We start from the raw sequence: 12,782 nt of genomic DNA, 5'->3' as shown, positions 1-12,782 counted from the left end.
TCCCAGAGACTTAGAAAGTTAAGTCTTCATTGCCAAACTTGAGCATTATTATATACTCTAGCCAGAATTGTTCAAGTCTAAGGGGATGAAACCGAGATGGGCACAGGGATAGAGATAATTTCTGAATTAGTTGAACGTACCGACGACCTAAGAGTTGCATTCCGAGACAACAATTTCACCCCGGATTCTATCAAAGTAGATGCCCGTCGATATACCATGAAAGAGGCGGCCGAGATGGTGGGCCGCTCCCATCAAGCCATCCGCGATGCCGAATCCGACGGCCGGCTAGCGCCACCCGAAACCGGCGCCAATGGCCGCCGGATGGGATTCACACTGAAACAGATTAATCAAATGCGCGATGTCTTCGGCACACGTCCGTCACGGCTGGATGACGACCAGCCGGCCATCATCGCGGTTCAGAACTTCAAGGGTGGCGTGGCGAAGTCAACGGTCGCCACTCATCTCGGCGAGTACCTGGCTAGGGAAGGGTACCGCGTCCTCTTGATCGATTGTGACTCGCAGGCGAGCAGCACCAGCACATTCGGGTATTTGCCCGACCACGATATAAGAGAGGAGGAGACGCTTTATCCATTCCTCCGGGATGAAAAGGATTCGCTGCATTATGCCATCCGGGAAACGTATTGGGATGGGCTGTCGATCATTCCCGCCAACCTTCATCTTTACCAGGCAGAGTATTCGCTAGCCGCGCACGTAACTCCCGATACGTTTTCTATGCTCCGCGAGGGCATCGAGTCCGTGCAAGATGATTTCGACATCATCTTGTTGGATCCGCCGCCCGCCTTGGGGATGATCTCGCTGAATGTGATTTATGCGGCGAACGCCTTGATTATCCCGATGCCGCCATCCATGTATGACTTTTATTCAACCATCTCATTTCTCACTATGCTGTACGAAACGATGGAGGTGCTTGAGGAGAAAGTAGGGCGCATCGACTACAAATTCGTCAAGCTGCTCATCAGTCGCTTTGACGAGAACAAGAGCGGGCAGGCGACCCTGGTCGACCTGATCCAAAGCGAGTTTGGCAATGTAGTGATGTCCGCCAAGCTGCGTGAATCTGCCGAGATCGTAACCGCGGGCAACCTGCAGCGTACCGTCTATGAAATGGATAAGAGCAATACCAAGGTCCACAAGCGCTGCCTGAATATACTTGATGCGGTGAATGCTGAAATCGAGCTGCTTATCCGTAAAAGCTGGCCGAGTCATGCAAAGGCGCTGAGAGAGAGCGGACTAATCTAATCTGAGTGACAGGAGAGCGAATAATGGTGAACCCGAATAGCACACTGGCTGAAGCGACTAAAAAGAGCCTCAAGGAACGGCGCGAAAAAGGGGAGGGTGCCAAGCCTTCCACACAAGGCATCCTCGGGCGCCGCCTGGATAGTACTCGCGAGATCAACAAGGGCCAGCGGGTACGAAAGGTGCAATACATGGTGTCTCCCGCCAAGTGCCGCCTGTGGGAGAAACACAACCGGCAATATGATCTCCTCAATGAAACGCGCTGCGGGGACCTCATCGAGGGCTTTAAGTCAGCCGGCAAGCAGGAATTCCCGGCCATCGTCAGACAGGTGGAAGGGGAGGGGAGTGAATACGAGTACGAGGTCATTTGCGGTGCGCGGCGCCATTGGACCGCGACTTATCTCGGATGGGATCTGTTGGTCGAAGTCCGTGAGCTGACCGATGAGGAGGCCTTCCGCCTTGCCGACATCGAGAACCGTGACCGCGAAGACATCTCGGATTACGAGCGGGCAGTGGACTACAAGAACGCCCTCAATGAGTATTACACCAGCCAGAAGCAGATGGCGGAGCGGCTCGAGGTATCCATCGACTGGCTGAGCCGGTTCTTGGCGCTCGCCGACCTCCCCGACGAAATCGTCAAGGCCTACCGCGACATCACGGAAATCAAGGTGCGCCATTACCGCGACCTGGCGCCGGCGCTAAAGCGCTCAAACACCAAGAAGAAGCTGCTCGAAGCAGCGTTGGAGCTGCACGACAAAAGCCTGGACGGCAAACAGGTGATCGCGGCCCTGAAGGCGGCCACCGAAAAGCCCCGCCCCAACAAGTCGGTTCTCGCCTCATTCGAGACATCCAGTGGCGCCAAGATGATGAGCGTGAGCAGAAAAGGGAAGGGCGGGTTGTCGATCGCCATTGAACCAGGCGCCAGCAAGCAGGAAGTCAGGAAGGCTCTGGAGAAGGTGCTGGAGAAACACTATCAATAAAAATTGGCCATGGCCAATTTTTAATTAACATATTGTTTTTAAATACTTTTTAAAGATTTTGGCCAAGTTAAAATAGAGCTCATTCTCACGGCGGATTTCCCACCCCTGTCCCGCACACCCCGCTGATATAAGCATATACCACCCACTTAGTCCTCTTATGAACCCCGAAAAAACAAAAAGCGTGCCGCGCGGCACGCTTTTTGTTAGCTTATTAGGTAACGACACTGGGACACAATCAATGGGCGTACAATTCAAACAGCTGGACATCGATCTCATCGGCTATTCACCGCTGAGACCAAAGCGGGCGCCGGCAACTCCTTCACCGGAGCTGGTTCGCTCCCTGGTCCAGCACGGCGTAACTGACGTCGTCACTGTCAGGCCCTCCCCACAGGATTCCACCCGATATGAGCTCGTGAAAGGGGAGGCAGTTTGGATTGCCGCCCAGAGGGCAGCCATCTACACCCTTCCATGCGCCATCCGAGACGACCTCTCAGATACCCAGGCAGCCGATCTCATCGGCGCCGATTATCGTCTCTCGAATGAGCCCGACCCCATCACCGAGGCAGAGTGTTACCAAGCGCTGATGAATCGGGAAAAGGTCTCCAAAGCGGAGATCGCCCGCCGATTCGGTAAAACCAGGACGGTCGTATCGAAGCTCCTCGGCCTGCTTCAGCTGGCCCCTTGGGTTAAAGGGGAGATCCGTGCCGGGCGCCTCGACTACACCCATGCACGCATCCTGGCAAACGACCGGCTATCCCACATGGAGCAACGCCAGCTCGCTGAGAAGTGCATCAAGCAGCGGGTGACGAGCCGTCAGCTCGAAACCATGGTGAGCGCGACCATCGAAGGCCTGCCGCCGGAGGAAGGACCCGCAAGCTCCTCCTCATCTTCACCCCCCCGGACTCAGAAAAACAAAGACCGAGAAATCGTCCGGCTGGAGGAGCGCCTGGGCGAATTGATCGGCTGTCCCGTTGAGCTTGACCACCACGATGGGGCAGGGGAGTTACGAATCAGGTATGCGAATCTTGATGTTCTTGGGGGGGTATTAGAGCGGCTAGGGTATGAATCGGAGTAGGGTTTTAATTTTCCGCCCTCGGCTTGCTATTATCCCCATAAGTTAATTTATGCTGCAGGGAAGGCGGTTGATCAGCTAATATCGAAAAACAACACGAGTAATTAAACACTTTGGGGGATGATATCTCAATGTCGGGTTGCGACATTTTTCCCCATCGCGTAGAAATTACTCCTGCCCTTACGGCATTGTATTCTGAAAAACACGATCATATCCGTGCCCAACGTGCAATTCGGTAGCACGACGCGCGAACACTTGATTTTGCCAACCACATAGAATCGGAGAGAAAAGCTAAAGATCTAGCTGGCCTCCCAGGACTCAGCTCGCGCAAAGGACGCGTTAGGGACACAACATTTGTCTGTAAATTAGATTCTCGGGTAACAAGAAATTGCTTGATGCATTCATCAACATCGTATTATTGATCACTAATACACCAACCTAGATGTCCATCACACACATTAAGAGTATGCATCAAATAACACATATGCCCGATAATGAGCATAAATTTAATGAATTTCCAATGCTAGCGGACCCTTCTAATGGATCAGATAATAAATGAATCACGTAACTCTCGTAGTCTCCCACCGAATGTGGTTCGCAACTGACTTACAGCCGATACCAGCAACCATGTCCGAACTTATTGAAAAGAAACTCCAGGGACGAAAATTAAATGGGGGTACCCGTAATGGCCTGAGAAACGTGAAGTGGAAATATCCCTCCTCAAATGCCCATTCTTACTTTTACGGAGGCCATACGGGTGAGCCAGTCAAATAGCTTAGTCTCTTTTCTACGTCATTACGGCCCCATTCCTGCTGGGGACAACATGTACGACGAACTAATTCAGGCCGAAATAGAGCGGCATGGGATTCACCATGAAATTCACATAACTCCAGCTAAGCTACAAGAAATAGACAGGAATTTTAGGAAATCTGGACCTCGTAACGTAGTCCTTACGGGTACGGCTGGCGATGGAAAGACCTTCCACTGCCGCCAAATCTGGACTGCTTTCGGCGGCGATCCCAAACATTGGGATGCTGGCGAAAAGAGTGTCTCTCTAACACTTCCCACTTCGGGAAAAACATTAACCATTATCAAAGACCTGAGCGAGCTGACACAAGAGGAAAAGAACAAAATTCTGGCCAGGGTGGCCTCGTCCGTCGCCGGCAAAGATTCTGAGAATGTGTATCTTGTCGCGGCCAATGATGGCCAGCTTCTGGCGAGTTGGCGTGATTGGTCGGAAAGCCAAGGAGAGGAAGAACACAAGACATTCAAAATCGTAGAAGACATGCTTGTTGAGGAACGTACAAGAGACGATACTCTTCATCTAAATCTTTATAATCTCAGTCATCTCGATGCTTCTGAACATTTTCAGGATCTCATTGAGCAAGTGGTTGAGCATCCGCAGTGGTCTCAATGTGACGCCTGTGACATGTTAAAGAGCGACGGATCAACGACTTGTCCTATCCGCATTAACAGAGAGCGTCTACGCAACGGAAGCGAAGGGTCAGTGTTTCGCAAGCGATTGGGAGAACTGATGAAGCTTGCGCGGGCCAACCGTATGCACATTCCCATCCGGGACTTACTTCTTCTCGGTGTCAATATACTGTTGGGAGACCGGCAAAGCGGACGGATTTTATTAACCTGCCGTACGGCAAAGAATCGCGCTGAGAAAGACGACTATCGCTTAACGAACCCCTATGCCAACGTATTCGGAATGAATCTTTCTGAGCGCCAACGGCAACAGTATCAAGTATTCAACATCCTAGAAGCCTTCGGGATTGGACGCGAAACAGACAACAAGTTTGATAATTTGCTCATTTACGGCTCATACAGCGATTCAACACTCTATACGGATTTGGTCTCCAAAGATGCTTATTACGGTGCAACCGCGTATGAACCATATTTACGAGATTACCTTGAAGGCGCACGAGAGAACATCGAAGCATTCATGCAGGCGCTTTCGAGACAACGACAACGGCTCTTTTTCTCCTTGTCTGGCGAAAGCAACCTTGATCCTTGGCGTTTAACTGTTTATCAGGCATCTGGGCAGTTTCTGGATTTTGTAGAAGGATTAAAAAACAGCGGCGACACATCCAGGACGACAGAGCTCCTTGTTCGAGGGCTAAACCGAACATTCTGTGGAATGATGATTGATGACGGAACGGAACTTTATCTTGCGTCATCCGGTGGTGATGGCCGAGGTCGGATTGCCTCTCTTCTGAATTATGACTTGCCGACAACCCGCCACAGAAGAGACCCCTACCTCAATTTTGCATTGGGGGCCGACGGCGCCACACCGTGTTTGCAGATCATTGATCCTGCCGCCGACGGCGACGGTATTGTTGACAGCCTGACCCTTCAGCTTACTCATTTCGAGTATCTTATCCGTGTCGCAAGCGGCAGTTTACCGGCAAGCTTTTCCCGGCAATGCAACGAAGACTTTCTGGATTTCAAATTAAGGCTGATCAAAAGACTTGATGACCTGATCGGAGAAGAGCCGTCCGGTGATGAAATCAGCTTGCAAGCACTTACTGTGGATGAGCATGGCCGAATCCATCGCGACAATGTACGGATCAGGGTGGGTTCATGAATACACGTCTTGAAGCTCCTGCTAAATACAGAAGCGATGTTAATGTTTGGGTTGACGAAGCCATCTGGGGACACCGTCTATACAACGACCAGACACCGTGGATTGTGTTCCTGGAGTTCCTAGCCATCTTTCAGTCGAGAGACGCTGAAGGAAAAGCACTGAAAGAAATCCGTAACGACGGTGCGCACGAGACATTCTCGTATTATATTCCTCGCCTTATTCCACTTCGGCAATTGGTCTTTAACAACCCCCACATTCGATATGTTGAGGACAACCACCAGTCTGATACAGAGAGATGGCGGGCGTGGTTGAAAACATTTTCTACAGACGATGATTTCGGATATCTACAAGACCGTTTTGGTTCATTCGCCCGGCTTTCCCGCGTCGTCGAGTTCTTTCAAACCACAGCAATTGAGCCGCACCGCCAACGTCGATGGACCTCTCGCTTTCTATTTCCGTACGGCCCGAACTGCCTGTATGCGGATTTACCGGCGAATGTAAACGGAAGTCCCGACAGACGCTTCTTTGCAAGAAGCGGTGAACTACTTTACCTGATGCTGAACCGTAGCAGTAAGGGAAAAGAACTCGCCGAATTGATTTCCGAGAAATTGCTGCGCCAAGATGAAACGTGGAATCGCGTCGTTCGGGCGCTGTTACCTGATGGGTATAGGATCAACTCTAATTTGGTGTCGAGCAATATTGGATACCTGCCTTTTGCCGAGCGCCCCGAATACGAAGATCTTGCTGAAACATGGACTCGCCTGCTGAATCTGGATTTATCCGGCGAAGCATTGCTCGATCCTTTGATGCGCCTCTCTTCATTACACATGCTTTTATATATGCTCAAACGTGCGAATGAAGAAGTGGGTGACGCCAGTGAACCAAAGTTTGTCTTGGAAATCGCCTCACCTCGCCGAACAACACTCTTTGAACTCTCAAAAGAGAATTTCGGAGCGAACCGTATGCTATCGACACGGGCCGTTCGCGCATATATAGAATCTGCAAAAAACGACGACCGCTGGCGTGAAGCACTACAAGCCAGATCGCCCGCAGAAGCGGTACGGGAATATCTTACCGAACGCTACGAATGGCAGCCGGACGATGGTCCTCCCTCCGGTGATCCGGATACAATCTTTGATGCCTTAAGGACTTATGCCGAGAAGCGTCACCAGCAGCATGTGGCAAAAGTACACATGGAATGGGCAAGGCATATTGGATTAGCAGTATCACGGCGTGGCGCTGGAACATGGTACTCGCCAGATGATTCTCTACTCAAAGCCCTGGTCATGTGTGTTGTGGATGAAGGTAGGGAGGAATACCACCGCTTTCTCGCAAAACTCTATGACCGATTCCGTTTGGTAATCGGCGCCAAAGAAGCAGAGAGAGCGTTTGGAACTCTGCCGACTGATCAAAATGCCTTCATGCAAAATACGCAGCGTTTAGAACAGCGTTTGAGAACATTAGGATTGCTTCGTCGCCTATCTGATGATTGTGCCTACGTTGAGAACCCGTTCAGGAGCAATAAATGACAAGAAACGAACTCATCGCGGCAGTCGCGCTCGATTTCATAAAGGGCTATCTGGATCAGGAACCAGATGGCTCCATGCGCTTTTGCATGCTTGGTCTTGAAGCTTCCCTCGTGCGTTCTATTGCAGAAGCCGTATTGGCTGACTCGGATGCCTCATCCGATGCTGCTGTAAGAGTTCCGAATTTATTTGATCCTGAAGCCACTCTCCCTCCCGAGGCGAGAAGCGATCAGTCTATTACGCACTGGCGTCATTGTCGCTTACCGGAAGGTATCCGTGCCGTGCTCTTTGCCGCATCACACGAAGAGCTACAGCGTAACGATAAGAGCGTTGAAAAAGTCACAAAAATAGAAACAGACACTCTAAGGGCACGATATGATGCCTGGGTTGATCAGGTTGGGTTAACTTCAGTATATCTTGATGGACCTAAACGGGAACACTTACTGACAGCCCTTCAGTCGGCTAATAACACTCATGCCGCAAGAACAATTGAGACATTTGCAGATTTTGTACTTTCTATTGCAGAAGGAATTATCACCAAAGGACTTCCTCTACAAAAAGCCATTGATAACGCCCTTCCGAGCTTGAAACTTCCACGATATTCCGGTTACTTTGACCGCATACCTGAAAAGAAGCGCAATTCAACCAAGGAATGGGACAAGATATTCAAAGGGCTGCATAGCAAAGTTCGGCCTCTTCTGGTTCAGGAAACCGAGAAAGGTGAGCCGATTCCCAGAGAGCAATTACGCACGAACTTAAATGACATTTCCGAGCGCCTAGATGAATCGGAACGCCAAGCCATCGAAACGTTTTTAGAGGCCGATTTGCGTATTGATGATTGGTCAGATGCGCAAAAAGGATTGGTTGACTTAGATTGGCGATCTGTCTCTGACCTTTTTGAAGGAATTACAAAAACCTCGTCAACGCCTTTGGGTGAAGAAACAGTCAAGTTCTTTGACGATGAATTTGACGATTTACTTGAGGAAGAGGAACGGGAGCTTCTTTCGAGCGATTTCCCCAAAGACCCATCGGACGATTTACAAGACTTTTTTGAAACACACCGAGAGCACTTGGCACGTGATAAAAAGTTGTCCGGAAAATGGGAAAGATACGTCTATCGAAACCCTCAAACATACCATGACTTTCTGGTTGGATTACTGGATACCCTGGACAGCTTGCGCCGCAGGGTCAGTGACGACGATTTAACCGAAAAGAAATTATCAATTCGCATCCCCAACGCTAGAGAAAAAAGCTTTTGGCGTGCAAAGAACCCGAAGGTAGCGCGGTACTTCGCGTTTCGATATCGGGGACTACAGGCCATCCTGGGGGACAAGGTCGAATTAGATTTCGGAAAGTTGATGGAATTTTACTTTCCACAAACCGATGACGATCTTGCTAAAACAACATCCGGGTCTAAAGAGGCTCGATCCATCAAGTTCGAAGCCGTACTCGACCCCAATGGTGTGAAGGCTAAGCTGATTTTCCACTGGGAAATGCCTATTGATGCGATTGCCACCGCCATGCCGGATGACTTGTTGAATGTGGCCAATGAAGAAGAGCAGCACGCACTATTACCTACGGCAGACATCGCCAGACAATCTGTCAGTGCTAAAGGAAGTATTCAGCGAATCGCATTGAATGATGTAAATACAATCCGCGATGTCACGAATACGAATGACGGAAAGCTTGTTGCGCCGAATAAGCAAAGCGGTGATCGAAGCGAAGCCTTTCTGACTAAATTGACGGAGCTTTCCAGTCTATTAGGCACAGAGGCCACCAGAATTATCGGTGAAAAGTTTGAAGCCTTTCGCATTGCCTATTCGGAGGCTATTCGTAACTGGGTCGCAGCGGAAGGCCCCGGAATAAGTTCAACTGCGTTTTCTCAACAGGCGATAGAGTATGATGGGTTACTTGTTGCCCTTGTGAAACAGGCAAGCAATGATCTCGCCCGAGAAAAGCTTTGGCAGGAAATTCTCCGATTTGGCGTTGCCAATGTCGGTGCCGGGAGTCCGGCAGCCATCGTTACACCATGGCATCCTCTACGCCTTGCGGAAATTCATATCAAAGCCCGTCAGGCTGCAACACTGATTCATGATGTCCTTGAAGCGGAAGAAGATGATATTTTCCGTGCGGACCTTCTGTTTTCTCAGGTTCAGTTCGAGCTGCTTGCGAACTATTACCCGGAAGTCTGCATCGGCTTTGATCGGGATCAGCCGATACTCCTATCAGCGGCTGACACATCTTATGATTATACGCTTGCAGAGCCGCCCTTAAGGAGAAACCGACAGGACGGAGACGACGCACTTGATATTGAGCCGGGTGTCGCGGCCAAAGCCTTTGGCAAAGTCGGAGAGCAGTATTTAAAGCTCCTGCCTCACGAACGCAGCAATTTTTCAGTGGTGCTGTATAACGCCGAATCCAAGGCGTTACCAAGCGCTTTGGCGTCGGAGCTATCCAGCAAGGTTGAACAAGAGAATCAACTGCAATGTGATCTTCTGCTTACGCACTCAGAGCCCAAACGCATTAGACGGATTTATGAGCAACAGAATGTCACAGTAAACGAAGAATCCGGCTCGGTTATGGCCAGTGAGGCGGCAAGAAATTTTCTTTCCAGACTTCGCGTAGGATTTCTTGATGCGGCTAAAATCCCGGAAGACGAGAATGATCGTGCCGCCGATTTGGTGGCTCTTCAAGACGTTGTGGCCAGGAACGCCCAACTCGTATGGAAAAGAGCGCCCGGCGACAGGCATCCAGAGTTAATTACTCACGTTCCGGCGCGCTGGTCACGTCGTCGCCCCATCGGCCTAGCGGATACAGCCACATCCGTGTATTTGGCATGTCCCATGCAACCACAACCGGGCCAGAATTATCTCAACCTCATTCATGGCTTTTTGAAAGGTGATAATGCTCCGCCGGGCAATGTGATCCCTGCCCGCGAGGTCAACTTTAGAGATGGCGATATCGGCAACGTCTTTACTCAAACCCACAAAATCGGTGAATGGGTTGTAAACTTTGATGAATTGGTTGACCGTCGCCTTCTTAGCAACAATGGGGTACGGGTAATTCGTCATATTAGAGACCGGCAAGTAGACCGGAATATCGTCGTCTCGACCACATCCAAACCCAAACTTTTACGTGTCCTTCTCAAAGAACGGCTCGACAGGCTCGATCCTGCAATAACCTCCAATGATCAGTCGGTGATTGACCAACTCATTGACCAAGCCAATACATTGTCTGGCCAAGTGGTTATGCGTGCCGCTCGATATGGCCATTATGCAAACGAGTTGCTTGGCATTGTCCTGTCCATGGAAGAAATTCGAAACAGGCTTGGAGACTCTAATCTGCCTATAGGTTGGTATTTTCTGGATGATTTTGCTTCCTGGTTCGGACAACGCGAAGAGCAAATCGCCGATATCATGGCCATTGCCCCTCGTATCGTGGATGGTCTGCCGGTTCTCAAAGTAGCGATATCGGAAGCAAAGTTTGTAAGTTCTCGCGGGTACAGAACACAGGCGAAGAAGTCCGCCAAACAACTTGAAGAAACCGTAGCTCGCTTAGGACGAGCCATAGACCCCAATCACAAACGAATAGATCGTGACATTTGGCTAAATCGCATAGGCGACTTCATGATTGAAGGCATGGAGCCGTTTGATTCAGCTTTGATGAATGGTTGGGACTTACATAAATGGTCAGACGAAGTCAGACAAGACAAGATGCCGATACAGCTTGCGGGTTTTTCGCATGTCTTCGTTCACGATAATGACGAATATGTTGATAGTGGTGACGCGACACCACTAAAAGGCATGCCTCATTGTGTACAACAGGTATTTGACAAAGCGAAAGTCACAGGAGCATTCCGCTCCTTTGCTAACAATGACAGTAGGCCTGAAGAGCAGTCACAATCCGAAGGTAGCACTTGGACTGATGCACTTGTTTCAACGGGAGTCGCTTCAAAAACTCAAGAGCAAACCACGAATACGGAAACGAATACATCCTCTGTCTCACAAACCCAGTCCCCAGAATCAGAATCTATAGAACGTGGCGCTAAGCAAGAACCGACAACCCCAGCCGAACCGCTTACGAGTGCCCCTGCCCCAACGGGAAGTAACACAACATCTCAGCACGACCATGAAATAGAAGAAGCCAACTCCGAGGTTCCAAAGGAATTGCTGAATATGTGGCCGTCACGGCAGCTTGCTGAATGGGTCAATAACGGGGCTGCTTCCGAGGAGGACGACGAAGACACGAAAGCATGGCTGGACAATACAGTCAAAGCCCTACAAAGAGCTTTGCGGGGTTATGAAATGACTGCTGAGCTGATTGGTGCAAGGCTAACCCCAAATGCAGCCCTTGTTCGGTTCAGGGGCTCAGACGACCTCACCGTACCCAAGGTGGAGAAAAAACGGCAGGAACTACTCACATCCCATGCAGTTGATGTCATAACGGTCCTTGCTGCTCCAATGGTAATTATCATCATGGTCAAACGACCACATCGAGCAATCCTGCGGTTGCAGGATCTCTGGAGAAGACGGCAACTTCCCTCAACAGCACCGGAGTCTAATACGAGCTTACTGCTAGGTGCGAAAGAAGCTGACGGTGAAATTCTATACCTGAATGTCGGCAACGAATTCGGCGGGCATCAACCACACGGCCCACATACTCTGATAGCCGGGGAAACGGGGAGTGGTAAAGGTGTACTGGTACAGTCTTTACTATTGGACATATGCGCAACCAACTCTCCTGAAAAAGCGCGCATCCGTATGATTGATCCCAAGGCCGGGATTGATTTCCCCTGGCTGCGAAACATGCCACACCTCGATGGAGACCTCATTACCGAGCAGGATGAAGCCATCCAGGCTCTCGAAGAATTGGTGGCCGAGATGGAAAGAAGAAACCGTCTTCTTGCGGAGGCCGGGGTCACCAAGCTCGATAACTACAATCGCAAAGTTTCATCATCCGAACAGCTTCCACGAATCTGGTTGTTCCATGATGAGTTAGCGGACTGGATGATGATTAACGAATACAGGGATGCCGTTGATTTGAACGCAAGCCGCTTGGGCGTTAAGGCACGGGCAGCAGGAATAAACCTTGTGCTGATTACACAGCGACCGGACAAAGACGCACTGCCGATGCAGCTTCGTGCCAATTTAACAAACAGACTGGTGCTGAAGGTTGCCGACAAGAAAAACTCTATGCTGGTTCTTGATGAACCTGGCGCTGAGAGATTACTTGGTCGCGGGCATCTAGCTGCAAAACTGTCGGGAGAAGGAAGAGTTATTCTGGCTCAGGTGCCGTTTGCCTCTGAGGATGATATAGCAGAGCTTGCTGACATCATTCGACGGGCATGGTTGTAACATCAC

General features: G+C 50.2%; 6 protein-coding genes. All 6 read left to right on the top strand.

Annotated elements, in window-relative coordinates; genetic code table 11:
- The first annotated feature begins 96 nt into the window (after positions 1–96).
- The 6 genes from Tel_16970 (at position 97) to Tel_16945 (ending at position 12,776) form a co-directional block, all read left to right on the top strand.
- On the top strand, positions 97–1,257 hold the full coding sequence (locus Tel_16970) for a hypothetical protein (GenBank protein ID ALP54947.1): 1,161 nt from the start codon (positions 97–99) through the stop codon (positions 1,255–1,257).
- A gap of 23 nt (positions 1,258–1,280) precedes the next feature.
- Positions 1,281–2,234, top strand: a complete 954-nt coding sequence (locus Tel_16965) for a hypothetical protein (protein ID ALP54946.1) — start codon at positions 1,281–1,283, stop codon at positions 2,232–2,234.
- Between the two features lie 238 nt (positions 2,235–2,472).
- Positions 2,473–3,309 carry a hypothetical protein gene (locus Tel_16960; protein ID ALP54945.1) on the top strand — a complete coding sequence of 279 codons (837 nt, stop codon included), beginning with the start codon at positions 2,473–2,475 and terminating at the stop codon, positions 3,307–3,309.
- Positions 3,310–4,063: 754 nt separating this feature from the next.
- On the top strand, positions 4,064–5,896 hold the full coding sequence (locus tag Tel_16955; GenBank protein ID ALP54997.1) for a hypothetical protein: 1,833 nt from the start codon (positions 4,064–4,066) through the stop codon (positions 5,894–5,896).
- A complete protein-coding gene (locus Tel_16950; protein ALP54944.1) occupies positions 5,893–7,425 on the top strand; it encodes a hypothetical protein in 1,533 nt (510 codons plus the stop codon). Before Tel_16955 ends, Tel_16950 begins: the two co-directional genes overlap by 4 nt.
- Positions 7,422–12,776: a hypothetical protein gene (locus Tel_16945; GenBank protein ALP54943.1), complete on the top strand. Its 5,355-nt coding sequence runs from the start codon at positions 7,422–7,424 to the stop codon at positions 12,774–12,776. The genes Tel_16950 and Tel_16945 overlap by 4 nt, the downstream gene beginning before the upstream one ends.
- Positions 12,777–12,782: the final 6 nt, after the last annotated feature.

This window comes from Candidatus Tenderia electrophaga, from assembly GCA_001447805.1.
Taxonomy (GTDB): Bacteria; Pseudomonadota; Gammaproteobacteria; order Tenderiales; family Tenderiaceae; genus Tenderia; species Tenderia electrophaga.
This window is presented reverse-complemented; position numbering and strand designations above follow the sequence as displayed.

Excerpts from the sequence above, each read along its gene's own strand:
- Tel_16970 (ALP54947.1), top strand. The coding sequence starts at position 97 with ATGGGCACAGGGATAGAGATAATTTCTGAATTAGTTGAACGTACCGAC.
- Tel_16965 (ALP54946.1), top strand. The coding sequence starts at position 1,281 with ATGGTGAACCCGAATAGCACACTGGCTGAAGCGACTAAAAAGAGCCTC.
- Tel_16960 (ALP54945.1), top strand. The coding sequence starts at position 2,473 with ATGGGCGTACAATTCAAACAGCTGGACATCGATCTCATCGGCTATTCA.
- Tel_16950 (ALP54944.1), top strand. The coding sequence starts at position 5,893 with ATGAATACACGTCTTGAAGCTCCTGCTAAATACAGAAGCGATGTTAAT.
- Tel_16945 (ALP54943.1), top strand. The coding sequence starts at position 7,422 with ATGACAAGAAACGAACTCATCGCGGCAGTCGCGCTCGATTTCATAAAG.